The sequence below is a fragment of the Collinsella sp. LCP21S3_D3 genome (genome assembly GCF_052118305.1).
GTDB lineage: Bacteria > Actinomycetota > Coriobacteriia > Coriobacteriales > Coriobacteriaceae > Collinsella.
The window spans coordinates 100483-126663 of the sequence record NZ_JBQKHK010000007.1; the positions used below are offsets into that span (position 1 = coordinate 100483).

At 57.3% G+C, this 26181-nt stretch carries 18 protein-coding genes; 11 read left to right on the forward strand and 7 right to left on the reverse strand.

Annotated elements, in window-relative coordinates; all coding sequences use genetic code 11:
* The first annotated feature begins 13 nt into the window (after positions 1–13).
* The 3 genes from rplX (at position 14) to ACTQ1S_RS05005 (ending at position 2716) form a co-directional block, all read left to right on the forward strand.
* Entirely contained in the window at positions 14–319 is a 306-nt protein-coding gene (gene rplX / locus ACTQ1S_RS04995) for a 50S ribosomal protein L24 (RefSeq protein ID WP_006235043.1), read from the forward strand.
* 567 nt (positions 320–886) lie between these two features.
* On the forward strand, positions 887–1966 hold the full coding sequence (locus ACTQ1S_RS05000) for a Gfo/Idh/MocA family protein (RefSeq protein ID WP_441547205.1): 1080 nt from the start codon (positions 887–889) through the stop codon (positions 1964–1966).
* A gap of 3 nt (positions 1967–1969) precedes the next feature.
* The gene (locus tag ACTQ1S_RS05005) at positions 1970–2716 is read left to right on the forward strand and encodes a DeoR/GlpR family DNA-binding transcription regulator (protein ID WP_441547206.1); all 747 of its coding nucleotides are present in this window, start codon (positions 1970–1972) and stop codon (positions 2714–2716) included.
* A gap of 444 nt (positions 2717–3160) precedes the next feature.
* On the opposite strand, the gene ACTQ1S_RS05010 is transcribed toward ACTQ1S_RS05005, so the two are convergent.
* Positions 3161–3820 (reverse strand): RluA family pseudouridine synthase, encoded by a 660-nt coding sequence (locus tag ACTQ1S_RS05010; protein WP_441038833.1) that lies wholly within the window; start codon positions 3818–3820, stop codon positions 3161–3163.
* 15 nt (positions 3821–3835) lie between these two features.
* The gene (locus ACTQ1S_RS05015) at positions 3836–6331 is read right to left on the reverse strand and encodes a DUF3656 domain-containing U32 family peptidase (protein WP_441547207.1); all 2496 of its coding nucleotides are present in this window, start codon (positions 6329–6331) and stop codon (positions 3836–3838) included.
* Between the two features lie 299 nt (positions 6332–6630).
* On the opposite strand from ACTQ1S_RS05015, the gene ACTQ1S_RS05020 reads away from it, so the two are divergent.
* Complete coding sequence (locus tag ACTQ1S_RS05020) at positions 6631–7008, forward strand: Rid family detoxifying hydrolase (protein WP_441547208.1); 378 nt, start codon at positions 6631–6633, stop codon at positions 7006–7008.
* A gap of 245 nt (positions 7009–7253) precedes the next feature.
* On the opposite strand, the gene ACTQ1S_RS05025 is transcribed toward ACTQ1S_RS05020, so the two are convergent.
* Positions 7254–7910, reverse strand: a complete 657-nt coding sequence (locus tag ACTQ1S_RS05025; protein WP_441547209.1) for a helix-turn-helix transcriptional regulator — start codon at positions 7908–7910, stop codon at positions 7254–7256.
* Between the two features lie 241 nt (positions 7911–8151).
* Between ACTQ1S_RS05025 and ACTQ1S_RS05030 the strand changes: the two genes are divergently transcribed.
* Positions 8152–8745, forward strand: a complete 594-nt coding sequence (locus ACTQ1S_RS05030; protein ID WP_229770606.1) for a solute carrier family 23 protein — start codon at positions 8152–8154, stop codon at positions 8743–8745.
* 643 nt (positions 8746–9388) lie between these two features.
* On the opposite strand, the gene ACTQ1S_RS05035 is transcribed toward ACTQ1S_RS05030, so the two are convergent.
* A complete protein-coding gene (locus ACTQ1S_RS05035; RefSeq protein WP_427796015.1) occupies positions 9389–9514 on the reverse strand; it encodes a hypothetical protein in 126 nt (41 codons plus the stop codon).
* A 257-nt stretch (positions 9515–9771) separates the two neighbouring features.
* Here ACTQ1S_RS05035 and ACTQ1S_RS05040 point away from each other — a divergent pair, with 257 nt between their 5' ends.
* Complete coding sequence (locus tag ACTQ1S_RS05040) at positions 9772–10506, forward strand: exonuclease domain-containing protein (RefSeq protein ID WP_441547210.1); 735 nt, start codon at positions 9772–9774, stop codon at positions 10504–10506.
* Between the two features lie 42 nt (positions 10507–10548).
* Here the strand turns inward: ACTQ1S_RS05040 and ACTQ1S_RS05045 are convergent, their stop codons facing one another.
* A complete protein-coding gene (locus tag ACTQ1S_RS05045) occupies positions 10549–11784 on the reverse strand; it encodes a hypothetical protein (RefSeq protein WP_441547211.1) in 1236 nt (411 codons plus the stop codon).
* Positions 11785–12373: 589 nt separating this feature from the next.
* Between ACTQ1S_RS05045 and ACTQ1S_RS05050 the strand changes: the two genes are divergently transcribed.
* The 4 genes from ACTQ1S_RS05050 to ACTQ1S_RS05065 are packed head-to-tail and all read left to right on the forward strand — an operon-like array spanning position 12374 to position 22613.
* Positions 12374–15937: a helicase-related protein gene (locus ACTQ1S_RS05050; protein ID WP_441547212.1), complete on the forward strand. Its 3564-nt coding sequence runs from the start codon at positions 12374–12376 to the stop codon at positions 15935–15937.
* On the forward strand, positions 15931–18699 hold the full coding sequence (locus ACTQ1S_RS05055; protein WP_441547213.1) for a DUF1156 domain-containing protein: 2769 nt from the start codon (positions 15931–15933) through the stop codon (positions 18697–18699). Before ACTQ1S_RS05050 ends, ACTQ1S_RS05055 begins: the two co-directional genes overlap by 7 nt.
* 18 nt (positions 18700–18717) lie before the next feature.
* Positions 18718–22131: a DUF499 domain-containing protein gene (locus ACTQ1S_RS05060; protein WP_441547214.1), complete on the forward strand. Its 3414-nt coding sequence runs from the start codon at positions 18718–18720 to the stop codon at positions 22129–22131.
* Positions 22132–22136: 5 nt separating this feature from the next.
* Positions 22137–22613 carry a hypothetical protein gene (locus ACTQ1S_RS05065; protein ID WP_441547215.1) on the forward strand — a complete coding sequence of 159 codons (477 nt, stop codon included), beginning with the start codon at positions 22137–22139 and terminating at the stop codon, positions 22611–22613.
* Positions 22614–22789: 176 nt separating this feature from the next.
* Here ACTQ1S_RS05065 and ACTQ1S_RS05070 read toward each other — a convergent pair whose 3' ends face one another.
* Together ACTQ1S_RS05070 and ACTQ1S_RS05075 are read right to left on the reverse strand one after the other, a co-directional pair.
* Positions 22790–24079, reverse strand: coding sequence for a hypothetical protein (locus tag ACTQ1S_RS05070; protein WP_441547216.1), 1290 nt, complete (start codon positions 24077–24079; stop codon positions 22790–22792).
* A complete protein-coding gene (locus ACTQ1S_RS05075) occupies positions 24076–25320 on the reverse strand; it encodes a helix-turn-helix transcriptional regulator (RefSeq protein ID WP_441547217.1) in 1245 nt (414 codons plus the stop codon). The genes ACTQ1S_RS05070 and ACTQ1S_RS05075 overlap by 4 nt, the downstream gene beginning before the upstream one ends.
* A 129-nt stretch (positions 25321–25449) precedes the next feature.
* On the opposite strand from ACTQ1S_RS05075, the gene ACTQ1S_RS05080 reads away from it, so the two are divergent.
* Positions 25450–25674 carry a hypothetical protein gene (locus ACTQ1S_RS05080; protein WP_441547218.1) on the forward strand — a complete coding sequence of 75 codons (225 nt, stop codon included), beginning with the start codon at positions 25450–25452 and terminating at the stop codon, positions 25672–25674.
* Positions 25675–26181: the final 507 nt, after the last annotated feature.

Below are 26181 nucleotides of genomic sequence, written 5' to 3' on the forward strand. Positions count from 1 at the left end.
TTAGGGGAGATATATGTATATCAAGAAGGGCGATAAGGTCCAGGTTCTCTCTGGTAAGGATCGCGGCAAGCAGGGCGTTGTCCTGCGTGCTCTCCCCGCCGAGAACAAGGTCGTTGTCGAGGGCGTTTCGGTCGTCAAGAAGGCCGTCAAGCCCAACGCTGCCAACCAGCAGGGCGGCATCGTTTCGCAGGAGGCTCCTATCGATGCCTCCAACGTCAATCTCGTTTGCCCCGAGTGCGGTAAGGTTACCCGCGTCGGTCACGAGAAGGACGGCAAGAACAAGCTGCGCGTCTGCAAGAAGTGCGGCCACAAGTTCTAAGCTGCCCGCAACATCTAAGTTGCTAGCAAAGGCCCGGATGCCACGGCACCCGGGCCTTTTTCTATCCCTACTCATTGGGGACAGACATAAATGAGTGGCTACTCATTGGGGACAGACATAAATGAGTGGCTATACTCATTGGGGACAGACATAAATGACTGGTCGTTGGGGACGTTCTTAAACGGCTAGTTGATGGGGACAGTCTTGCCACGAAAGCGTCGTACGGGAAACGCCCCCAGGTTTCGGCAGCCTGGGACAGTCCCTATGTGCCGGCAGTTAGGGATGGTCTTTTGATGTCTGATGCCCCTAGGGGGCAGAGTAAGACAGCCTGCTTTCCTTTAGGGGTTTTGGTGTCTCGCTTTATTATGCATCATAACGATCGATGCATGCGTATTTACGCACAGAGTCTTGCGCGATAATGCGCATAGACGCGCAAATATCTGCTAATTATGGTTTAATAATAACCGATAAACAAATAAACACGCAACTACAAGCAAATGCGCGCAAATTTGTGCGAATATAAGGCTGTTGGAAATGAAGAACTTCCGGTGACTCAGGAGGCATATGATGACAGATTCCAAACAGGCTCCGCTCGACGCCGAAGCAGCCGCTAAGGCGGCGTTTGCCTCGGTCCAGGATCAGCCGTTCCCTAACGACATCTTTACGGCTCCCGAGCTTCGTTGGGCTGTGATCGGGTGCGGCGTTATCGCCAACCAGATGGCCCAGTCTCTCGCCCTTGCCGGCCGCAAGCTTGCGGGCGTCGCCAACCGTACGCTCTCCAAGGCTCAGGCTTTTGCCGAGCAGTATGGCGTCGAGAAGGTGTACGAGACGGTTGAGGACCTCTACGCCGATCCCGACATCGACGCCGTTTATATCACCACGCCGCATAACACGCATATCACCTACCTGCGCGCCGCTCTGGCAGCTGGCAAGCACGTGCTTTGCGAAAAGGCCATCACCCTCAACTCCGCCGAGCTCGACGAAGCACGTGCCATTGCCGACGAGCATAACGTGGTCCTTATGGACGCCACCACGGTGCTCCACATGCCCTTGTATCGGGAGCTGCGTCGCCGCATGGATGCCGGCGAGTTTGGCCGCATGAACCTCGCCCAGCTCAACTTTGGCAGCTACAAGGAGTACGGGGACCTGACCAACCGGTTCTACAACCGCAACCTTGCTGGCGGTGCCATGCTCGATATTGGCGTGTATGCCCTGTCCGTCATGCGTCTCTTTATGGCAAGCCAGCCTGTTGAGGTCGTTTCGCTCGGCAACACCTGTGAGACCGGCGTTGACGTTGCGGGCGGCATTGTCTGCCGTAATGCCGAGCAGCAGCTGGGCGTGGTGAGCCTTACACTTCACTCCAAGCAGCCCAAGCGCTCGGTCATCAGCTTTGACAAGTGCTATATCGAGGTCAACGAGTATCCCCGCGCCGATCACGCGACCATCGTGTGGACTGCGGACGGGCACCGTGAGGAGGTCCACACCGGCACCGAGGCTTACGCCCTGTGCTACGAGATGGCCGACCTGGAGAAGGCCGTTGCCGGCGATGATTCGAAGCACGAGCTTCTGGATTATGCTTCTGATGTTATGGAGCTTATGACCAAGCTCCGCGCCGACTGGGGAGTCGTGTACCCCGAGGAGGAGTAAGCGATGCTTGCGGAGGATAGGCTCAACGCGATCGTGTCAATGGTCCAGCAGGCTGGCTCGGTTACTGTGCAAGAGCTTGCCGATACCCTGGGCGTAACGGCGTCTACCATTCGGCGCGACCTGCAGACGCTCGATCGAGCACACCGTATCGCCAAGGTCCACGGCGGAGCGACGAGTCTTGAGCGCGCATACGTGACGCGCGACCTAACGCTCAATGAGCGCAGCGACCTCCATAACGACGATAAGGAGCGTATCTGCGCCCGCGCCGCGGCGCTGGTGGAGCCCGAGAGCTTTGTATACATCGACTCGGGCTCGACGACGCTCAAGCTCATCGAGCATCTTCCACACCTTGAAGATGTCACCTATGTGACCGATTCCGTGCTCCATGCTCAGCACCTCGCTTTGCGCGGCATGCGTACCGTGGTGCTGGGCGGCGAGCTCAAGCCCGAGACCGAAGCACTCGTTGGCCCCGATGCCTTGGCAACCTTAGACCGCTACAACTTCAACTGTGGCTTTTGGGGTTCTAACGGTATTGCCGCCGAGCAGGGCTTCACGGCGCCCGATATCGAGGAGGCGCAGGTTAAGCGCATCTCGATGCGCCATACGGCCAAGCGCTTTGTAATCTCGGATGCCAGTAAATTTGGCATGGTGGCGCCCGTCAAGTTCGCGGACTTTCGCGACGCAACGATTATTACCGCGGGCGAGGTGCCCGCCAAGTATCGGGCAATGGACAACGTCATCACGGTCTAGCGACGGGACAAAGCCAAAACCATCACAAAGGTGCCTGTCCCCATTGTGGTGGTTCGTAACGAAAACCGAGTAGTTTTCTCAATAGAAAAGCGGCAACGTCCATCACAGGCGTTGCCGCTTTCGTTGTCCGCCGGTTTGTCTAAGTCTGTAACAACTGGACCGTTAAAAGTGGGTTAGATGTTACAGATTGAGATACTTCCGAACCGCGCCATCCCTTTGTCTCAATCTGTAACATCTGGGACCGATTTTGCCGATTTATTGTTACAGATCGAGATTTTCCCTTGAGGGGGATTTGAATGTCTCGATCTGTAACAGAAAGACCGGAAAATGGGTTCTAACTGTTACAGATCGAGATGTTTTGGGGCCGCGGCTGAGCCATCGTGGCGGCTAGACGTTTGCGCAGATAAAACCTGCCAAAATAAACCTGTCCCTTTTTGGCAGGTTTTAGGGCTCCCAGGGGCAGGGGGCTTCGATGTAGATGTGCTCGCCGGTTACGGGATGGGTAAAGGATACGCTGTGGGCGTGGAGCATGAGGCCACAGGGGCGCGGCGTTCCGTACAGGTCGTCGCCAACCAGGGGATGGCGCTCGCTTGCCAGGTGCACGCGGATCTGGTGTTTGCGGCCGGTGAGTAGCTCAACATCGATATACGAACGGGTGGGCAGGCCTCGGCGGCTCTTAAGGCGCTTGAGCACCTTGACGCGCGTCTGCGACGGCTTGCCGCTGGCGCCGACACGCATCTTGCGGCTATCGTGGCGGTCGCGGGCGATGGGCTTGTCGATGAGTTTTTCGTTCCAGTCGATCTTGCCCTCGGCGAGCGCCAGATAGTGCTTTTCAAAGGCGTGGTCGATGACCATCTGGTCAAAGGCGGGCTGCGTCTGCTTGTCGAGCGAGAACAACACCACGCCGGTGGTGTCGCGGTCCAAGCGGTTGAGCGGCTGCATGTCGGTCGCGGCAAAGCCGTCGCCCATCGCCAGCAAAAGGTCGCTGGCATAGTCGGTAAGCGTGCGCTCGCCGGTGCCGTCGCCGTGGACGATCATGCCGGCGGGCTTATCGATGGCCATGAGCCAGGCGTCGCAGTAGAGGACTTGGGGTTCTTCGTTCACGTGTAAGCCTTTCGGTTAGCTAATTCCCACAAACATGCAGCCCGAAGTGGCGCCGCGCAGGCGGGCGGCGGGCTTACGGCCGGCCTGCGCGGCCTCGACGGCGCGACGGACGCGTGCGACGGCGCGACCAATCTCATCGGCTTCGAGCAGGGTCCCGTCGACCATGAGACGGCGCACGCCGGCGTCGAGCAGCTGTGGAACCTGCGGTGTGAGGTCGATGGGGTAGGCGTCGTACAGGCGCGAGCGGCCGTGGATGTCGGTACGCACCGGCATGACCTTGCCGTCGATATTCTTGAGCGACAGCTTGCGGGCGCGCAGGCGGCAGTGGGCGCAATCGTGGATGCAGCCATTGGCCACCTGCAGGATACAGTGCTCGCTCGTCATAACGCGCGGGCGGCCGAAAACGGTGATGCCCAGGGCTGCGGGCGCGGAGGTGCCAAGCGAGATAATCTCGTCGAGCGTGATCTCGGGCGAGAGCCAAAACGCCCCGGCTCCGCGCTCGGCGAGTGCCTCCATGCAAGGCGTGTTGTGCACGGGCAGGCAAGAGCGAATCTCGGCCGTGGCACCAACCTGGGCGGCCAGGGCAAGCTCAGAGATGTTGCCAATAGCGACCGTGGCACCGGCAACGACCCACGGGTCGACGCGCGCGTGGTCGACGGCGCGGCAGACCTCATCGAGCACGGGGACAATACCCTGCTCAAACGCATCGGCGGGGGAGAGCTCGGCCGCATCGAGCGCGTCGGTGGTCATGTAGATGCGCACGGCTCCCTCCGCGCGCGCTGCCTCGGCGGCCTCGAGCGAGGTGACGGTGGCGCAGATCTGCGGCTCATCGCGGTAGTGCTCGGGCGCGGGGCGGGAATCACTGGTGACAATCGCCGGCAGCTCGAGCGTGTGGGCGCGCTCGTCATACGGCGCCAGAATGGCCTCCTCGAGCGCCTTGCAAGCGGCGGCGCGCACCTTGTGCACAGCGGAGAAACCCATGCCACAGCCCTCATCGAGCGCCACGTCAAAGCTCGCGGCCTCAAAGGGAGAGGAACCCATGCGGCCCACATGCTCCACCAGATCGGATGCCTCGACGGCGCGGGTCTTGGCGGCCTCGACGGTAAAGCCGGTGGCGGTGGCGGTGAGCGTGGGGTCGTCGCAGCAGGTGAGCGTGACGGTAAGCGGCTCGCCTAGGCGCGCCGCGACGGACACGTCTACGGCGCGGCGGCGCAGCACGTCGCGCTTGAGCGCGGCGCCGGCAGCGTCAATGGCGCGCTGGCTGCGAATCACACGCACGCGGCAGCCCTCGGGCATACTACGGGGCACGCGGCACTCGATGATGTCGCCGGCGGCGGCATCATCGGTAGCGATGGTGGTCAGGAATTGGTCGAACTCATCGTCGTGACGAAGCTCCAACAGGTCGCCCTTGCCTACAGGCTCAAACAACTCAATGCGGGCGATGGCGGCGCGGCGACGACGGTCGTCGGGTTTGAGCCCGCGCATGTCGCGGTTGGCCATACGGCTGCCCAGCACCGTGCCCACAATCTGGCCGCGGTTGTTGGAGCGCTCGTAGCTCATCATTTCGTCGCCCGAGGTGCCGTCCTGATAGGCGTGCGTAAAGTCGCGGTTAAAGCAGCGCTTGAGTTGGCGCTGGCGAGCGGCGTCCTCGTCCTTATCTACGACGGCCCCGGCCAGCATGTCATCGATCTGGTGACGATACACATCGACAATGGAGTACACGTAATCGGGCGCCTTCATGCGGCCCTCGAGCTTGAGCGATGCGGCGCCGGCGTCATACAGGCGGCGAACAAGCTGTGAAGTGTTGGTGTCGCGCGGGCATAGCGCGCGCTCGCGACCGGCAGGGGAGAGCGTGCGGCCGTTCTCGTCGATCAGCTCGTAGGGCAGACGGCAGGGCTGAGCGCACATGCCGCGGTTGGCCGAGCGGCCCGCCATGGCAAAGCTCGACAGCAGGCACAGGCCCGAGTAGCAAAAGCAGATGGCGCCGTGGCTAAAGACCTCCAGGTCAACGTCGGGCGCGGCGTCGTGGATGGCGGCGATCTCGTCGATGGAAAGCTCGCGCGAGAGGGTCACGCGGTCGGCGCCCTGCTCGCGGCACCAGATGGTTCCGCGGTCATCGTGGATGTTCGCCTGGGTCGAGATATGGGTCTCGATGCCGGGCATGGTGCGCTTGACCTCAAAGAACAGGCCCCAGTCCTGGATAATAAAAGCGTCGGCGCCCAGCGTGGAGCAGCGGTGGATGAGCTGCAGTGCATCGCTCATCTCGGACTGCTTGATGACGATGTTGACCGTGACGTAGACGCGCGAGCCGGCCAGGTGCGCGGCGCGGCAGGCCTGCTCAAAGGCCTCATCGGTAAAGTTGGTGGCCTTGCGGCGGGCGTTGAAGCTGCCCATGCCGCAGTAGATGGCGTCTGCCCCGGCGGCGAGCGCGGCGGCAAAGGGCTCCGGGCCTCCGGCGGGAGCCAAGAGCTCGGGCCTGCGGTTGGTGGTTCGGCTGGCGGTTGCGGTCATATCCTGCCTTTCAAAATGCTCAGATACACAAAAGTATAGTGGCGCCGTCGCGATGGGCGATGCCCGCAGCCTAAGCAGGACAAAGTCTTCAGTAGCCTGGGCTGGCTGACCCCGTGGAGAACCGTTCAGCGGTTCGGGGAAACCGTTGGGCGATAAAATATTCTCGCATTCTGATAATTATCTTGCAGCGGGCGTAATCATCCCCTACTATCCCAATCAAGCGCGGTGTTCAGACCGAACTGTGCCTCCCGGTGCGAACGCCGCGCTCACGCTCTCTATTTGATCGTAAGGAGAAAAACATGAGCAAGACCGTCGTGTCTTCCGATAACGCGCCCGCAGCCATCGGCCCGTATTCTCCCGGTATCCAGTCCGGCAACATGGTGTTCCTGTCCGGCCAGCTGGGCATCGATCCCGCGACCGGCAAGACGCCCGAGGGCATCGAGGCCCAGGCCAAGCAGTCCCTCGCCAACGTCGAAGCCCTGCTGACCGCTGCCGGCGCTACGTTTGCCGATGTCGTCAAGACCACGGTCTACCTGGCTGACATCGCCGACTTTGCCGCCGTGAACGAGATTTATGCCTCCAAGTTTGAGGCCCCGTTCCCCGCGCGCAGCGCTTTCCAGGTTGCCGCTCTTCCGGCTGGCGGTCTGGTCGAGATCGAGGTCGTCGCCGCTCTCTAAGGCGTTGGCAACAACTAAACATGACATGCAAAAAGACCCTGCAGCGCGTGTGAGCTGCAGGGTTCTTTTGTCACGTGACGGATCGCTTGCGGAGCCACCAAGGGCAGTCTTTTTGGGACGGGGCCATTTTAGCTACCCCTATATGCAGGATTGATTTTACTTGCGGCTCATCGAAATCGTGGGCAGAGGGAGGGTAGCTAAAATAGCCCCGTCCCAAAAAGACTGCCCGCGCTCCATTTTGCTCGTTAGCCCTCCTTGCGAACTTTTTGCAGGTAGCGGTAGACGCTGGGCTCCGAGATGCCCAGCGAGGTGGCAGCGCAGGCAACAGCGCCCTTGAGCATAAATACGCCGTTGCCGTTAAGGTGGCGAATAACGTCCACGCGATCGGCCTGCCCAAGCGAGGCGACATCCTGGCCGCGGCTTTCGAGCAATTCGGAAATGCTGTGGTCGATGAGCTCCTGTGTAGACTCCGAAAGAATTTCGACCTCGATAGACGCGGGCTCCGCCTGCCTTGGCACAGCGTCGAAGCAGGCCATGAGCTGCTGAGCCATGGCGTTGATGGAGCGTACCGTGGAAAGATCGGTGTTGACGCAGAGCATGCCGACGATCTCGTTATCCTCGCGAATAAAGTACGTTGCGGATTCCAACGTCTTGCCACCGGCACCGCGCCCCTCGTAGCCCGTAATAAATGGCAGGTCGCGATATTTGGGATCGTGCATGATCTTGAGTGCCAGATCGGTGGCGGGACCGCCGACCTTGCGGCCGCTCACGATGCCGTTGCGGATATCGACGATGGCGTGGTCGGGATCCGAGAAATCGTGCAGCACGATTTCGCTGTTTTTGCCGAGTATCTGCTCCAGGAAATCGACCATCGGCAAAAAGCGACGTACAGTCTCGTTCACGGGCAACTCCTTTGGATGAAATCGGAAGTTTCATAACAATTTTTTCTCATGGTAACACGGTGTCTATTGACTCGTATATTCGCAGGTACATTGCGTAATACAGACGAACGGTAGGATTTTGGCGGTAAGCGGTCGACCAAAAGAAAAGTTAGATGTTATTTTGACCAGACACTTTCCTGACCTGCGGAAATGCGTTGTCTCAGCTGAAAAATAGTCAGATAACAAAAAATTATTATTGAGAATGAGAAAGAGCACCGACATCATTCAGGTGGCGCTCATTCTTTCGGCAATCGACACGGCCCTTCAGGCCTTCGCTCCCTTCCGCCGCATCGGCGGCGGCCTGCTGGGCGGTCTTCCCACCAGCGCCCTTGGCCAGAACGTGGGCATCATCTGCTCCAACAAGGTCGTCAACAAGTGGGTCTTTGTGATCATCGCGTCCGTCTTTGCCATCGCCGGCCTGTTCCCGCAGCTCTCTGCCGTCCTTTCCGCTATCCCGCAGCCCGTCATCGGCGGCGCGACCGTCGGCGTCTTTGGCACCATCACCATGAACGGCGTGCGCATGTTCACCCGCGAGGGCCTTACGCAGCGCACCACCACCATCGTCGGCACCTCCGTCGTCTTTGGCCTGGGTATCTGGATGGCCAGCGGTTGCCTTGCCGGCGAGGGTATGCCCACCTGGGTGTCCACCGTCATCGGCTCCAATGCCGTAACCCCCACCGCCATCATGGCCATCGTGCTCAACCTGATCCTTCCGCAGACGCCGGTCGTGGCTCAGCACATCGATGCCGCCAAGGATGCTGCCGTGGATCTGGTCTTGCCCGAGAGCAAGAAGTAACCAATTCGGTGCTATTCGTCGGCGGACGCATCGCCTCGTCCGCCGACGTCATGCGGCGCCAAGCCGCACTTCAAAGGGTTTGCCCCGTGGGTAAAATAAGGCTGACGGCAGCCCAAGTGGTGAAGAGCTGGGCAGCGCCGTTGCTTAGATTAGGGGGTCGATGCCTTAACCGCGTCGACCCCTCTTTTTATGCTTCGAGCACTGCTTGAGTGCCTCGGAAAGTCCGATGAGCGCCGTGAGGAGCGAGACCAGAGCGGTCAGGAGCTTCCGGAACGGTTCACGTGCGGTGGCGTGCCGCCCCTTCTGCGTGCGCGATTGTCGAATTACGTTATAGCTAGCTATATTATAGGAAGACATAATATAGCTAGCTATAACGTAAAGGAAGCTGAGGGTCCGTCCTGTGTTGTTGGGGACGGGGCTTTGCCCGATCGCGTGGTCTTTAGCATTTTCGGTTGAGTGCTCCGTGGATGTTGAGTGGTGGCTGGAGTAGAGCGACGAGTTGAGCGAACGCAGGAGCGGGCTCCGAGGCTCCATTACTGAAAATTCATTTGTTAAACCTGGCAACCGTGGGTAGAATAAAGTCGACGGCAGCCCAAGGGTGATAGCTGGGCAGCGCCGTTGCTTTGATCAAGGGGTCAATGCCTTAACGGCGTCGACCCCTCTTTTTGTGCTTCGAACACTGCTTAAGTGCCTCGGTAAGTCCGATAAGCGCCGTGAGGAGCGAGACCAAAGAGGTCAGGAGCTTCACGAAATCAATCAGATCGGTCATGGGCATCACCTCCCATCGCATGGAGGGCGCTGCCCGGCACATGGGACTGCCGTCAACAATAACCAGTCTATCAAACTGCAGTCATAAATACGAATATATGTTCGCTCATAACGGCGACGTGGCCATCTCAAAGCGCGGCTTTACGCAAGGGGCCGGGTGGCCGTGCTGGGCGATTTCATGTCCGCGCGGGCGCCTATCCTTACGGCAATGTAGCCGCCTATGTAGCAAGCGGCAGGCAACGGAGAAAGGCCCTAACCGTGTCAGCTGAAAAGACGCCGGGTATCTCGGCTATCGATACGACGAACTTTGCGCGACAGATCGTGCTGGACTTTGAGTTTGCGCCGGTGCCAAAGCAGCGCCAGCGCCGTGGACTGCGCAACGAGATTATCGAGGTCGGCGCCGTTAAGCTCGATTACCACGGCAACGTTATGGGCGAGTTCTCGCAGTTTGTGCAGACGGAATTTACCGAAGGCGTTGCGTATCCCGTTCGCGAGCTCACAGGGATATCGGCCGTGGACACCGCGATGGCCGATCCGCTCTATGTGGTGATCAAAAGGCTCAGCGATTGGATCGGTCGCTACTCCGCCCAGGTGGTTTGCTGGAGCGGGACGGACCGTCGACAGCTTTTAACCGAGTGCCAGGCAAAGCGCATCGATCTTTCCGCATTTCCTACGGACTGGGCCGACCTGCAGGCGTTTTATACTTCGATCATGGATGTGGGCAGCCATGGGCGCGTTTCGTTGGGCGACGCGGCAACGTGGTTCGGCATCGAGTTCGACGAGTCGACGGGTCACGCCCACAGCGCCCTTGCCGATGCGCGCGTGACCGCCAAGCTGCTCAAGCAGGTGATGGACGGGGACTACCACGTGAGCCCGCGCGCCCAGGAAGTCCGCCAGCGGTGGGGGATGGGCGAGCGAGCCGAGACGCGCCTTTCCAGCAAGTGCCCCGAGCTGGGCGACCTGCTGCTGAAGCTGAAGGCGGAGGGGAGGTAGGGGGCGCTAGCTGTCTGCGTGGCGCGTGCCTGTCGTGTATCGCTACTCTTCCTGCTGCTTGGCAGGCAGGATGTAGACGTTCTCGGCATCCACAGCGATTTGCGTGGGGCGGTTGTAGAGGGTGTCGATCTCCATTATGCTCTGCCTGAACGGCGCGACGTCGGGCGTCTTTGCCTGGTGGAGCTTCTCGATGAGTTTCTCGGATTGCTCGTCGTTGAACCTGCCGATGTCCTCTCCTGCACCCTCAAGCGCCTCGTCTATGGGCGTGAACTCGCCGATGGGCGTCGCCGCGATGGCGCGACCGAGCATCTTGCCCGCGGAGGCGATGCCGCCCAGAAGTGCCACGTCGATAGTGTCGGCAGCGCTCGCCTCGAGTACGTCGTAACACTCGGTGTAGAGCTCGCGGTACGCAAGCGAGTCCGCTTCGATTTTTGCGGCAGCGTCTGCGAGCTTTGCAGGTTTGAAGTTCTGGGTGAGCATGGGCTCGAGGAACAGCGAGAACGCGTGGATATAGGTGGCGAGCTGGTAGTCCTTGAGATAGTCGAGAACCTTGTCGAGGCGCCTTTTCACGTCGTCTCGCACCTCGATGAACCCTTTCTTTTTCAGGTCCGCCTGCGCCTGCGAGCGGAAGAGTTCCATGTCACGCGTGGACGCGTGCTCGATGTCGAGCACCTTCATATGGGCGTTGGCCATGTAGGTGGCGTCGCCGCAGTTGAAGCTGTAACCGTTGAGGATATCTGCGAGCGTCTTGAGATCGCCGCGCATGTTGGCCTTGTCACGCTGGCGCATATACTCGAACATTTCGTCAACGGACTCCTGGATGGAGTCGAGCTTTTGGTTTATCTGCGCGATTGCGGCTGCCATGAACAACGACGTTGGATCGTAAGGCACCTGCGTGACGCTTGTGGCGATGTCGCCCTCGACTACGTGGAGGCGCGCCTGCCCGAAACCCTTGGCCGCATCGCGGTAGGACCCCATGAGGCCGCTGCCGTCCTTGAACGATTGGAGTATCGATGGGTCAAGCGGATTGCCAAACTTGTCGGTTGGCCGGAGCAGCATAGGCACACTCACCGTATTGGTGACGGTGCGGAATGTCGAGGGAAGTGAGGCGAGCGCTATGCCGAGCTGGGGGACTCGTTCGAGCGGGAGCTTGATGGCGCCGGAGACGTCCGCCCGCTCCTGAGTGAGCGAGAGGTGGATTTTGGTGGATGCGAGCTGTTTTGCCACGAGTTCCTCTCGATCGCCGTCCGTCGAGGATTTGATCTCGTTGTCTGCCATAGCGTGCTCCTTGCTTACGTTAATAGTCGCGGGCATTATCTCACCGTTGCGTGACCTGCTGGGACGGGATGGATTAGCGGTAGCACGAGGCCGATTGACGGTCGAGGCACATCGACCTTAAGGGCTTTCCTGCGAACGCTCATGTGACAAATCTGCCGTATGTGGATAAGCAATAAGTCAATGGCCCCGGGAATGATCTCTGATGCAAGTCATCGGGGCTCATCTTGTTTTTATGGGCGTTACTTTATGCGGGCAAGCGTGCTTACATGCGCGAACGGCATGGAGGCAAATCATAAGGCATTCACGCTATTCGCAGCATTGTTGAGCAACAAACCGCGCGAGGTAAAAACGATTCCTTTTGCAGAAAACCCCATGACACGGCAAGCTGATTGAAAGACAATAGATAAAGCTGTAACAAGGGTGATTTATCGTTCACCCCGGTATCAATAAAACCCAGGAGATTTTTCGTGTCCATTCAGACGAAAACTCTTCGGGGGTGGGTGCTCGCCAGCGAGTGTCTTCCTTCGATAGACAATCCTAGCGTTATTTTGCGACACGCATTTTCGCTTCTCGTAAAGCGGGGCGCGTGATGGCAAAACTAGCAGAGATAACGCCCGGTACGCGCGTTCGCGGTATCGCGGGGGATTCGCCCGTGACCATTAAGGCTGTCGAATGGCATGGCGATTCCGTCTTAAACGTAATCTACAAGACGGACCAGGGCGCACTGGGTGACCGACCTCTCTTCGATACAGACGAGGATAAATACATCATCGAAAAGTCCAGCGCCTGGGCGTTCGATGCCGACCCCGATGACCTGCGACTTGTGTCCGAGGCATATCGCATAGGTTTGGCTCATCTGTTCGATCCCTATCTGGCTATTCGTACGTCGTCTATCGAGCCGCTGCCGCACCAGATTTCGGCCGTCTACAAGGAAATGCTGCCGCGCTTGCCGCTGCGTTATGTGCTGGCGGACGACCCCGGTGCAGGCAAGACCATCATGACGGGTCTCCTAATAAAAGAAATGATTGCTCGCGGCGATCTTAGGCGTTGCCTTATCGTGGCTCCCGGTAATCTTGTGGAACAGTGGCAAGACGAGCTATGGCAAAAGTTTGGGCTCAAATTCCGCTTGCTTACAAACGATGTGCTGGAGTCTTCTGCTACCGGGAATCCCTTCGATGAGGTCGATTTTTGTATCGGCCGCCTAGATAAGCTGGCTCGCAACGACGAGATCCAAAAGAAGTTAAGGGCAACTTCGTGGGATCTTGTGGTGTGCGACGAGGCCCACAAGATGAGCGCGACAAACTTTGGCGGCGAGTTTAAACCGACCAAACGCTATAAGCTCGGTCAGCTCTTGGGTGACACAACCGAAAACTTGTTGCTTCTGACGGCTACGCCTCATAACGGTAAGCCGGCTGACTTTCGCTACTTTATGGCGCTCGTGGACAAGGACCGGTTTGCGGGAGGCAACCGCGTTAAGAATCCTGCGGCGCGCTCCACTGCCGGCCAGGCTCAGGGCCTTCCGCCCGCCGCTTCGCTTGACTGCGATGTTTCCGATGTCATGCGTCGCCTCGTGAAAGAGGAGCTGCTCAAGTTCGATGGACGTCCACTATTCCCCGAACGCTGCGCCTACACAGTCGAGTACGACCTATCTCCTGCCGAGCAGGAGCTCTATGACTCGGTGACTCATTACGTCACCGAGGAGTTTAACCGTGCAGAGCGCTTGGGTGGCAAGCATAAGAACAGCGTCGGCTTTGCTTTGACTATCTTGCAGCGTCGTCTTGCGTCGAGTCCCGAGGCCATCTACCAGTCGCTTCGGCGTCGTCGCATACGGCTTGAGTCCAAGCTCGCCGAGGCAAAAAGCGTTGCGAGCGGCAAGGTCGCCTATACAGATAAATGGGGCATCGATGCCAGAGATTTTGACGAGGACGATTACGACTCCGAAGAGTACGAACAAATGGAAGATGACGTCGTAGACACCGCTTCTGCGGCGGCGACTGCGGCTGAGCTCGATGCCGAGATCGCGATTTTACGCACGCTTGAGCGCAAGGCAAACGATGTTCGCATTAGTGGCGAGGACCGTAAGTGGGAGGAGCTTTCGCGACTGCTGCAAGACGATTCCAATATGTTTGGCATGGACGGTCGACGTGAGAAACTCATCATCTTTACCGAGCACAAGGACACGCTGAACTATCTCGCAGAGAAGATTGGCTCCCTCCTGGGTGACCGTACTGCTGTGCTCACCATTAAGGGCGGTATGACGCGCGACGAGCGCCATCGTGCCGAGGAAATGTTTAAGCAGGATGCGAACTCGCGCATCCTTGTCGCTACGGATGCCGCCGGCGAGGGCATTAACCTGCAGCGTGCACACCTTATGATCAACTACGACCTGCCGTGGAATCCCAATCGACTCGAGCAGCGCTTCGGTCGTATTCACCGCATCGGTCAAACCGAAGTATGTCATCTGTGGAACCTTGTCTCCACGCAGACGCGCGAGGGAGAAGTATTCCAACGTCTGTTCAGCAAGCTCGAGGTGGAACGTGCCGCGCTGGGCGGCAAGGTTTTCGACATCTTGGGCAGAGTTACCTTTGAAGGCAAGACGCTCCGTGACTTGCTCCTCGATGCGATTCGCTATGGCGATGACCCCGAGGTACGGGCGCGGCTCAACCAGGTGGTCGATGCTTCTCTCGACACGAGCTCCATTAAACGGCTCCTCAAGGAGTATGCGCTTACCGATGACGTCATGGACGCTCGAGGCGTAAGCGCTATTCGCGAGGACATGGAACGCATGGAGGCGCGCAAGCTCGAGCCGCACTTTATCCAGGCGTTTTTCATGGCGGCAATGAAGCGCCTGGGGGGACGCGTGGTGCCGCGGGAGCCTGGCAGGTTCGAGGTGCTCGAGGTGCCGTTCTCGGTTCGCTCGATGAGCATGGGCGGCGAATGCGGCCACGTGCTTGCCTCCTATGAGCGTATTTGCTTTGACAAAGAATCTAAAGAGGGCCCTGGACTCGTTCCCGCGGAGTTGGTATGCCCCGGTGAACCGCTTTTGGATGCAACGGTGAAGGTGCTGATTGGCCAAATGGGTTCGGCGCTTAAGCGGGGCTGTGTGCTCGTGGACGATAGAGATTTTGGAGACAAGCCGAGACTCTTGCTCTATATCGAAAACTCCGTTCAGGACGGCACGACGCTGGCCGACGGCACCAAACGTACGGTATCCAAAGAGTTTAGGTTCGTTGAGGTTGACGCTGCGGGCGAAGCTCGTGATGCGGGCTATGCGCCCTATTTGGACTATCGCGGTCCTCGTCCGTCCGAGGCATCTGCCGCGCACACTATCGCTTCTGAGCAGGAGTGGCTTACCGGCGACATTGATGCGCTTGCCATGGATTTCGCCATTCGCGAGATCCTCCCTGTGAGCCTCAAAGAGGTGCGCAATCGCCGTATTCCGCAGATCGAGAAGATCGAGCGAGCCGTTGACGCGCGTCTTACCGACGAGGCCAATTATTGGGATGGTCGCGCGTGGGAGCTGGAGGAGAAAGAAAAGCAAGGCAAGAAGACACGCCTGAGCTCTCTGAATGCTCGTCGTCGCGCCGACGATCTGCGCGACCGTAGACAAATGCGCTTGGCGGAGCTGCAGCGCGAAAAGACCATCACTCCCGCGACTCCGAGGGTGCTGGGCGGCGCGCTTGTGATTCCAGTTGGCATGCTACCCCACGACTCGCATGCCACCACCGAATCCAGTGCGGCAGGCAGGCGCGAGGTAGAGCTTGCCGGCATGCGTGCCGTCATGGCTATCGAGCGGGAGCTGGGATTTACGCCGCGGGATCGAAGCGCGGATAACTGCGGCTACGACATCGAATCCGTGGTGCCCGATGAGCTTCATGCCAAGGGGCCGGCGCTGCGAATGATCGAGGTCAAGGGTCGCACCGCGGGCGCCACTACGGTCACTGTCTCGCACAACGAAGTGATGTGTGCGCTCAACAGGCCAGATGCCTTTGTGCTCGCACTGGTCGAAGTCGATGGAAACACGACCCGAACTTCTTACATCGCACATCCATTTACAAGTCCGCCGGATTATGCCGCGGCAAGCACGAACTACGACATCGCGCGTCTCAAGGAAGCGGGCGACGTGATACTAGAGAGGGAGCAGACATGGTAGTAAAGAAGAAGCTCATCGAGGTGGCTCTGCCGCTTGACGATATCAATGCGGCGTCTGCACGCGAGAAGTCCATCCGCCATGGGCATCCCTCGACGCTGCATCTGTGGTGGGCCCGTCGCCCGCTGGCCGCGGCGCGCGCAGTTATCTGGTCGTCGCTAGTGGACGACCCGTCGGCACATCCCGAGGAGTTCCCCACCGTGGAGGAGCAGGCTGCCGAGCGCGAGCGCCTGTTTGGCATCCTGCGCGAGCTCGTGGTGTGGGAAAACTCCAATAACGATCGTGTGCTTAATGCCGCCAAGGCTGAGATTAAAAAGTCGATGGGCGACGACTTGCCGCCCCTGTTGGATCCCTTTGCAGGCGGAGGCGCCATTCCGCTGGAAGCCCAGCGTCTGGGTCTTAAGGCCTATGCGCAGGACCTCAACCCGGTGGCCGTTACCATCAATAAGGCAATGATTGAGATTCCGCCGTTGTTCGCGGGGAAGACGGCCGTGAACCCGGAATCGCGCTCGCGCGCGAACATCGATTCGTGGACAGGAAATAACGGCCTGGCAGCCGACGTCAAATACTACGGCACTTGGATGAAGGAAGAGGCCGCCCGGCGCATCGGACATCTGTATCCCAAAGTTAAGGTGCCGGCTGAGCAGGGTGGCGGCGAGGCTACCGTCATCGCGTGGCTGTGGGCGCGCACCGTCAAGTGCCCCAACCCCGCCTGCGGGCACGAGACGATTCTCATGCGCTCGTTCGACCTTTCCAAGAAGAAGGGCAAGGAGTGGCACGTCGAGCTCGTCTGCGAGGGCGGCGAGGTGCGATTTGAGGTCGCGCCTGGTAAGGCGATGCAGGACGGTACGGTGAACCGTCGTGGCGCGACCTGCGTGCACTGCGGGACACCTATAGTTTTTAAATACGTCAGGGCGGAAGGCCGCGCGCACCGCATGGGCGAAAAACTTATGGCGATTGTTGCCGAGGGTAAGCGTGGGAGGGTTTATTGCGCGCCAAACGATGAACAGGCATCCGTAGCGGACATCCCAAAGCCAGACGAATATCCCGATGCGGATATCGCATCTAATCCCAGGGACTTCAAGACTCCCAACTATGGTCTCGCAACTTTTTCTCAGCTCTTTACCAACCGACAACTGACGGCGCTGACGACGTTCTCGGCGCTCGTCGGTGAGGCGCAGAAAAAGGCGGAGGCGGACGCCGTCGCTGCCGGTCTTGCCGACGACAGCGTGGGCCTGGCGGACGGCGGCACCGGCGCTCGCGCCTACGGCGAGGCCATCGGCGTGTACCTGGCGTTCGTCGTCGACAAGCTGACGGACTACCACTCATCCATCTGCTCGTGGCACTCATCGCGCGAGCTGATCAGAAACGTATTTGGCCGTCAAGCGATCCCTATGACTTGGGATTATGCCGAGGCAAATATTCTAAGCGATTCAGCTGGATCGTTTAATAGCATGATCGGGTGGATTATAAAAGCGATTAAAGAGTTCCCAGCTGCGCATTTTGACGGTCACGCTCGACAATTTGACGCCCAAAGCGACAACGGCATGCGTGGCATCCTCGTGTCGACGGATCCTCCCTACTACGACAACATTGCCTACGCGGACCTCTCGGACTTTTTCTACGTGTGGCTGCGCCAATCGCTTAGGCGCACTTACCCCAAGCTCTTCAGTACCATGCTCGTGCCCAAGCACGAGGAACTCGTGGCCACGCCCTACCGCGAGGATCGCGGCAAGGACGGTGCGCGCGAGTTCTTCGAGGAGGGTATGTTCAGCACCTTCAAACAGGTGAACAAGTACGCTCGCGAAGACGTGCCCGTCACAATTTACTACGCGTTCAAACAGAGTGAGACCGAGACTAAGAATGATGTTGAATCAACGGCATCGACTGGCTGGGAGACGATGCTTTCCGCCATTATTCGCGCTGGCTTCTCGATAACTGGTACATGGCCCATGCGCACCGAGATGGCCAACCGTTCGATTGCATCTGGTTCAAACGCGCTCGCATCCTCCATCGTTCTTGTCTGTCGCAAGCGCCCCGAGAATGCTCCTATGGGCACTCGTCGCGACTTCGTGATGGCGCTCAAGCGTGAGCTGGCGCCCGCGCTCGACAAGCTTCGTTCTTCGAATATCGCGCCTGTTGACCTTGCACAGTCGGCTATTGGACCTGGTATTGGTGTGTATTCGCGCTACAGCCAGGTGCTCGAGGCAGACGGTAGCCCCATGACGGTGCGTGCGGCGTTGCAGCTTATCAATCAAGAGGTTGATACGTACTTTAGTGACCAGGATGGCGAACTCGATCGCGAGAGTCGTTTCTGTGTCGATCTCTATACACAGAAAGCTTTTGACACCATTAAATTTGGTGAAGCCGACGTGCTCGCCCGTGCCAAGAACGTCTCTATCGAAGGTTTAGCGGCACAGGGGCTTCTTGCTTCCGTTAAGGGCAGCGTGCACTTACTCGACCGCGGTGAGGTATCGGAGCACGTTGACTTTAAGGCTCCTACTTGGCTTACGACCCAGCAGCTTACGCGTGCGCTCGAGGATGGCGGTGTTACGGCTTGCGCCAAGATCGTTAGCCAGACACTTGGTGGTCGTGCGGATGGTGCCAAGGCGCTTGCGTATCGCCTCTTTACCATTGCGGACAAGCGCAACTGGCAGCAGGAGGCCTTCGCGTACAACTCGCTCGTAACGGCATGGCCCGAGATACAGTCGAAGGCGGCGCAGCTTGCCATCGAGCGACCTGCGCAAGACTCACTCTTCGATTAGGCCCTAAGGAGATAAACCATGGAGAACAACAGCAATAACTGCGATCTTCTCAATAAGGGCTTTGACCTTTTGCTCGAGGCCCTTGATCCTTATGTGATGCGCGAGCTTACCCAGGCATACGGCAATGATTTTTGGCAAGTCGGTGTGCTCAACAAGCTCTACGACGACCAAAAGCGCAACCTGCCTGTATCGGGTGACTATGCCACTCTTGCCGACTCGCTCGATATTGCCCTGTGCTTGCTGCTCATTGACATCAACTGGCGCGATGTGTTTCGCCTTAGGTTGCCTCAGGATTGCAAAAACTACGTCATGGAGCTCAAGGGCGTTCGAAACAAGGTCGCGCATCGCGGTATGGGTGGCATTTCCGACAGCGATGCATGGCGTGCGCTCGATACCATGAGTCGCTTGGCTGAGCAGATCGATCAGGATACCACGGCGCAACTCAACGCAATGCTTCGCGAGGTTCGCTATGGCAGCGCCGACGGCTCGACAGCAGTGACAACAAATGTTGATGCTGGTGTGGATGCCCCGGCACCTCGTAGGAAATCACTCGAGCAAACCAAGGCCGTTCGTGGCCTGCCTAGTTGGCGCGATGTCATGGAACCCCATATGGATGTTGCTGAGGGGCGCTATAGGAATGCCGAGTTTGCTGCCGACCTTGCCCAGGTGGCGCGCGGCAAGGGCGAGTTGGAGTACCGCGACCCGGTCGAATTCTTCAATCGAACGTATGTGACCGAAGGCATGAAGGGCCTGCTCGTGCAGTCACTGCGCCGCGTGAGCGGCCTCGACGGCGAGCCCGTCATCCAGCTCAAGACGGCCTTCGGCGGCGGCAAGACGCACAGCATGCTCGCACTTTACCATATGATGCGCAGCCGCTCCCGTGTGGGGCAGATTGCCAACCTCGCGCCCGTGCTCGAGGAGGCGGGCGTTGCCGAAGTCCCTGAGGTGCATGTTGCTGTGCTCGTGGGCACCTCTATCAATCCGGCAAAAGCCATGCGCCCGGCTACCATGCCTGGCATTATGGTCAACACGCTTTGGGGCCATATGGCATACCAGCTTGCAGAATCCGCTGGCAGGCCCGAGCTCTATAATTATGTTAAAGACGCCGACAAGAAGGGCGTCTCGCCGGGATCCGCTGCTCTGACTGAATTATTCGACGATTGCGGCTGCTGCCTTGTCCTTATGGACGAGCTCGTTGCCTATGCCAAGAAGATTTATGGCGTCGATGGACTTAACGCCGGCAGCTTCGACAACTTCATCACCTTTATCCAGGAGCTCACTGAGGCAGTACGCGCTTCGAAGTGCAGTCTGGTCGTAGCCTCTATCCCCGAGTCCGACAACGAGATTGGTGGTGAAGCGGGCCAGCGAGCTCTGGAGCAAATTGAGCATACTTTTGGGCGCATGGAAGCCATCTGGAAACCCGTGGCGGCAAACGAAGGATTCGAGGTTGTGCGCCGCAGGCTTTTCCTTGACTGCAAAGATGATGCCGCTCGCGATGAAGTGTGCGCGACATTTAGCAAGATGTACAACGAAAATACTTCGGACTTCCCGGTGGAGTCGCGCGAGCTTGAATACCGCGATCGCATGGTTTCTTGCTATCCGATTCACCCTGAAGTGTTCGACCGTCTCTACGAGGACTGGGCAACGCTCGAAAAGTTTCAACGTACCCGTGGCGTGTTGCGCTTAATGGCGTCGGTTATCCACGAGCTGTGGATGAACCAGGATCCTTCGCCGATGATTATGCCGGGGTCGTTCCCCCTTGATGTGCCTGGCGTGCGCGATGAACTCACGCGCTATCTTGATGACAACTGGAATGCAGTCGTTGATTCCGAGATCGACGGCAAGCAGTCCGTTCCGTATCGCAATGACGGCAACAACACTCGTTACGGCAATCTTTTGGCTTCGCGTCGCGTCGCACGTACCATCATGCTCGGCAGTGCTCCCGACGTGGGCGGTCAATCCGTCCGCGGTATCGAGCGCGCGCATATTCGCTTGGGCACGGTTCAGCCTGGCGAGAACATCTCCGTGTTCAACGATGCCCTGGGCACGCTGCAGACATCTTCGTCTTTCCTGTATAGCGACGTCAACGGAAACCGTTTTTGGTACGATACGCGCCCCACGTTGCGCAAGGTTGCCGATGACCGCGCCCAGCAGGTCAAGGACTCTGAGGCGCTCTATGAAGTTGAGAGTCGCCTAAAGAGGCTGCGCAAGGTCGATCCTTTCTCGGGCATTCATGTATGCCCTGCAAGCTCGCTTGACGTTCCGGATGATCAGACGCTGCGCCTGGTGGTACTGACGCCGTCTGCCAATCACCGTGGGAAAACGGCCGATTCCGCGGCACTCACCTTGGCATCGGAGATGCTCTCAAATCGCGGTACGTCTCCGCGTACGTATAAGAATATGGTTGTGTTTGCCGCTGCGGACGCATCTTACTATGCACAACTCCTAAATGAGGCGAAACAATACCTTGCTTGGGATTCCATCAAGAAAGATCGCGAGTCGCTGAACCTTGACGTGGCACAGACGCGCGAGACTGACCAGAGTGTGAGACGTGCCGACGAATCGCTCGAGATAAAGATCCAGGAGGCCTATAGCTGGCTTATTTATCCGCGTGTTGACCTTTTCAGCGACTCGATGGATATCGTTTGGGAAGCAGAACACGTTGAGGGCGGCGGCGAAAATATCGTTGCCAAGATGGCGCGCAAGCTTGTTTCCGATGAGGCGGCCATCAAGACCTGGGCACCCGCCCTGCTTAAGATGGAGCTCGATCGAGTGCTCTGGAAGGAAGCGGACCACATCCAGATTAAGCGTCTGTGGGAGTTCCTGTGCTCTTATTGCTATCTTCCCAGGCTGTCGTGCTATGGCGTGCTCGAGAACGCGATTCAAAGGGGCCTGGGCTCAAAGGAGTACTTTGGCCTTGCCGCCGGCTTCTCGGACGATCGCTATATGGAGCTGACGTTTGGTGAGCAGAAGACATTTATCAACGAGAGCGACCTGCTGGTAAAGCCGACTGTGGCAACAAAGCAGATTGAAGAGGAAGAGGCTGCTGCTCGCGCTGCGGCTGCGGAGGCCGCGCAGAGCTCCAGCAACGGTGGGCATGGGTTTACGTTTGGCCCTACGACGACCGAAACCGTAACGGATACGGACGGCAGGACCACGGTTGTCGACACGACGCCAGTGGTGGTGCAGCCCGCGAGACAAAAGACATCCTTCCATATGACGGCAAAGCTCGACAACACTCGTGTCAATCGCAACATCCAGACCATCATGGACGAAGTGGTGAGCCAACTAAACATGCTGGGCGGTGCCGACGTACAGCTTTCGTTTAGCGTCTCCGCTCATGTCGAAGACGGAATCCCCGTGCAAACAGTCCGAGCAATAAGCGAGAACTGCTCCACGTTGGATATCAACGACTATAGGTTTGGGGAGTAAGGGCGATGACAATTAATAAGACGAAGATTCTTGCTTCTGTAACTTGCGGTAACGAGATCGCCGGTACCACGTTATTGGCGGTACGCGTTAGCGTCGACACTCATGACTGCAGGAAAGAGGACGACGCCTGGATTCTGCCGAGTGCGTTCTTGGGATATGGTGACAACTATGTGTGCGCCCAGGCTCAAAAAACGACAGGTTTTAAATACGATAAATCGGATTCTATTGCAGAATGTGATTATGAATGCCGATTTGAAGTCCCACTGGCGAGCTGGCGAAAAGCTATGTCTAATCCCGACTCCTTACGTTTGAGTCTTATTGAGTACACGAAGGCGGGAGATGTTACCGACTATGAATTCGTGAGGGACAAGGAGTTTCCAGAGAAATGCTCATGGACGTTGCCCGCGGACACCATTAACGTGCCCGACTATGTCGAAACGGCTGTTGGGAAATTGAAGGCAGAACTGAAAATGAAGAAATAGGTTTTGCATATGCCGTTTGCCTCGTAGAGGGGAAGACGAATTATAGGACGGTGATGGATTGTGGTCGGCTTTTCAGCGGGCGGCGAGAAAAACGTCCTACCAAACAAATGCACTTCGCTGACACTTGTGTATGTCAAAAGGCATGCACAAGTGTCGGTCTTTTGACATTCTGTTTATCACTTAACCTTACGCAGCTCGTCGTCGGGCGTTGATACTCGATAGAAGATGAAACCATCCTCGTTTTGATAGGTACGAAGCGTGGAGCTGGCGTCGGGAAGAGTGGCCTCAAGCATGGCAATTATCTTTTTCCCTTTACCGAGTGATTGTTCGTTTGCGAGCTCGTTTAAATAGATGCTTGCGAGGTTTGCATAATCTTGCGGCGTCATAATGAGCGAATTGGAGCCGGGTCTCGTTCTTTCGGTGGGCGCAGCCTCGTAAAGCGTGGCAGCCTTTGCATAGTCTTTTGGAATCCACCTTCCATAAAAGAATGCCCTTGCCAGGCACAGGCTCATCGAAGGACCTTTCATTGTGGAAAGGATACTGTCGGCTTTCTCAACTGAAGCATTTGATATTAGGTTCCGCAGATGCAATCCCGCATACTGAACCTTCTGCTCCCACCCAAGGCTATCTATACCTTGCACTTCAAAGTAGTAGGCCGCCTTTTCGTAGTCGACGGGCGTGATCTCGTCGCCAGAATAATAAGTATCTGCAAGATTCGATGCCGCAAACGTAAACCCCTCGGCCACCAATGCCTCATTGAAGCAGCGCCAAAGGTAGAAGGACGCGCGGGAGTCGTTAGGGAGTTTTCGGATCCATTTCGGAAATGCGACGCCGTAGGCATGCAGGGGGTCGCGAGATGTCGCTATGTCATGCGCCTCGGTTTCCGCTTGTCGTTTTAGCTCCGCTATTTGTCCATAGCGCGCATCGTATTCCTCCCTGTTCCTTTCCCGCGTTTCTCGGATCATTTTGGTGGACTCTTCGAAATACTCCCTGTAATGGCTTTCCTGCAGCGAGCCATTTGCGCTCTTCACGAAAAGCTCCATTCGGTCCAGGGCCTCGCATGACCACGGTTTGACGTATTCCATGGGCTCATTCGTCGATTCGTGCGAATCGTAATTCTTGTCATCCACGATTTTTATGAAGAGCTCGTATTGCTCTTTAGAGAGCCAAATACCCAAGGGGTGAATATGTAGGACGATTGTCCGCAGTGCGGTCAGGTCCCAACTGCCCATGTTCATTTTCTCCAGTCCAAAGCGGTCGAGTGGCCTGGTTATTGCATCATAGCTTGGTCTATGGCAAGGGTTCTCATTACCTTTGCGGCGCGCCTCATCGCAAATAGATTCGACCTGCTTTACCCAGTCTTCGTTATCGGGGCACCTTTCTTCGACCCACAGCCTTAAATACTCTTGGATTATCCTTGTCGCGGTCTTTTTAACGTTGTAGATAACCTGGCTACTGTCGTTCATCTCTGCCCCGTATCGCAGTTCAAATTAATTAAAAGGGTACCCTTGATTTCTGAATCGAACCAATCGGACCTGTCTCTTCTCTGATTGCTCTTCGGGCCCAATTGCAAAATAGCAGCTTCCAGTGCAGCTTTATAGCCCTCTGAGGCTGATTTGTAGTCTTGGATATAGGATTCGAAGCCGGAAGCGATGGCATTCGGGAAGCTGTCGACCCACCGTTTCCCTTTCGGCTTCGTCAGCCTCACCGCGCCGTTCATTCCGAATAGCCATCTGAAAAAAGTGGGTGATAGTATCACGTTGACGCAGACGTAGCCGATGACATTATTATCGCTGTTCTCGTCGATATGGCAGAACTTGAGATCGTGGCCGAACTTTTCGTAAACGTACTTGGCATGGCTTCCGGAGACTTCGAGAAACAACATCCTGGTGGCGCCTGTGCCAAACATGTCGATTCTCTGGCGGGTATCCGTGATCACCCGAGCTCTCAGCGCCTCGACTTTTTTCTGGTCAGACAGCGGTTTTCCTGTGATAACTAGGTCTGTGATGTCGTCTAGTCGATGGAAGTGGGGGATGGGAAAGCCGCTTTCATCGAGATGCATACTCTCGAGATAGTAACGGCCGAAGCTGAACACGATCGCAACCGGGTCCTCCTCATAGAACCCGACTTTTACGGTGGGTCCGCTCATCAGGTGAACCTGCTTCTTGAAGGCGACCTTTTCGTTCATCCGGATTGCTCGGGATACGGCATGGAGGACGCCAAAAAACATATCAGTGTCTTTACCGGCTTTGCGGTCGACAAACACGGTTTCTATGCTTTCGTCAACGTCGTAGTCGGAGGAGAAAACGAGCACCTTCGAGGAAATTGCTTCCTTCTGCGCCTCGCCGATGAAGGAGCTTGTCCCCACTACGTCGGAAATCAGGATTGCCTCCTCGGATGACAAGGGCTTGTTTATAGCTCTGAACCCAATGTTCTCACCGTGGCTTGGTATCGCTACGCGGATTCCCATTGGCATGCTTTCGCTTATCTGGTGGAGGTCCTTGAGAATGGCATTCTCCGACGTTGGCTTCTCGGAGCAAATGCCTATGATGCGCGCTATTTCCGACGCGGATATGCCCGTCTTCTCATCAGTGAATCGAACGAGTAGGTCGAGAACGGACAGGATTCTGCTCCTCGATGTGCCGCTCACTGCGAATCCGGATTCTTTTAGCTTGGAGATTTCTTCCTCTGAGAATGTCCTAGACATGGCAACCCTTCATAAACAGGATTATTACCAACAAAATTGTAGGTAATCTGAGGTTGCCAGAGAAGACAGAATTTCGCTCGTGGCTGAAAATAAGTGCTGAAGTAGCTGAAAAAGAGGAAGGAACTAAACATGAATGACGTCGAACGGACGGCGGGCGCTCCCATGTATTCGCCAACTAACGTTTTGGCTGAGACGATGCGCGATTTCAGAAAGATAATTCCCAACCTTTCGCCGGAGCAGCTGATCGCCGCTTGCGGACTGGCCTTGTTGGGCATCGCTGTTTTGACTGGGTCGAACTATAGCCTTTCCCTCACCAAAGGGGATTTCAGACTCGACTTTTGTCCCGCGTGTTAGGCGACGCATCTTCCAGAAAGCTGCTACCGTCGCTATGGGGATTGATGCTGGCGCGCGTGGAAAGCATCGGGTCTTTTGCATTTAAACGGAATAGACGACTATATGGAATGTGACGCTTTCTCCACAATTTTTGATGATCAACTCCATTTGAGCGCCCTCCGCATTCATCCGCACGTGTATGAACGGATGCGGAAATCAGCTCTCATAGATTGGGGTGGCGAGATTGGCGCGTCCAATTTGGCTCGATGCGACAATCCAAGCAAAGATCAATTGGCAGGGGGTGTTGTGCCATGGGCGCTTATCGCGGATGGGCCAATGCAATGAAGATGCGGTATCTTGCAATGTCCCGTTCGCGTATTCCGTTGGGATTATGGAAAGCCGTCGTTTTCCAACGATTGTGTTTCGTCAAGAGGATTTGAGCAAAAAGATCATCGGAAATTGAGCAGCCTGAGCATCGGAAGCGCGCACGCTTTTTGAGCGGCTAGCCCTCCTGCATGAGGGCATGGC

Bases quoted from the DNA above. Each gene is read 5' to 3' on its own strand.
- rplX (WP_006235043.1), top strand. From the start codon at position 14: ATGTATATCAAGAAGGGCGATAAGGTCCAGGTTCTCTCTGGTAAGGAT.
- ACTQ1S_RS05000 (WP_441547205.1), top strand. From the start codon at position 887: ATGACAGATTCCAAACAGGCTCCGCTCGACGCCGAAGCAGCCGCTAAG.
- ACTQ1S_RS05005 (WP_441547206.1), top strand. From the start codon at position 1,970: ATGCTTGCGGAGGATAGGCTCAACGCGATCGTGTCAATGGTCCAGCAG.
- ACTQ1S_RS05015 (WP_441547207.1), bottom strand. From the start codon at position 6,331: ATGACCGCAACCGCCAGCCGAACCACCAACCGCAGGCCCGAGCTCTTG.
- ACTQ1S_RS05020 (WP_441547208.1), top strand. From the start codon at position 6,631: ATGAGCAAGACCGTCGTGTCTTCCGATAACGCGCCCGCAGCCATCGGC.
- ACTQ1S_RS05030 (WP_229770606.1), top strand. From the start codon at position 8,152: ATGAGAAAGAGCACCGACATCATTCAGGTGGCGCTCATTCTTTCGGCA.
- ACTQ1S_RS05035 (WP_427796015.1), bottom strand. From the start codon at position 9,514: ATGACCGATCTGATTGATTTCGTGAAGCTCCTGACCTCTTTGGTCTCG.
- ACTQ1S_RS05045 (WP_441547211.1), bottom strand. From the start codon at position 11,784: ATGGCAGACAACGAGATCAAATCCTCGACGGACGGCGATCGAGAGGAA.
- ACTQ1S_RS05050 (WP_441547212.1), top strand. From the start codon at position 12,374: ATGGCAAAACTAGCAGAGATAACGCCCGGTACGCGCGTTCGCGGTATC.
- ACTQ1S_RS05055 (WP_441547213.1), top strand. From the start codon at position 15,931: ATGGTAGTAAAGAAGAAGCTCATCGAGGTGGCTCTGCCGCTTGACGAT.
- ACTQ1S_RS05060 (WP_441547214.1), top strand. From the start codon at position 18,718: ATGGAGAACAACAGCAATAACTGCGATCTTCTCAATAAGGGCTTTGAC.
- ACTQ1S_RS05065 (WP_441547215.1), top strand. From the start codon at position 22,137: ATGACAATTAATAAGACGAAGATTCTTGCTTCTGTAACTTGCGGTAAC.
- ACTQ1S_RS05070 (WP_441547216.1), bottom strand. From the start codon at position 24,079: ATGAACGACAGTAGCCAGGTTATCTACAACGTTAAAAAGACCGCGACA.
- ACTQ1S_RS05075 (WP_441547217.1), bottom strand. From the start codon at position 25,320: ATGTCTAGGACATTCTCAGAGGAAGAAATCTCCAAGCTAAAAGAATCC.
- ACTQ1S_RS05080 (WP_441547218.1), top strand. From the start codon at position 25,450: ATGAATGACGTCGAACGGACGGCGGGCGCTCCCATGTATTCGCCAACT.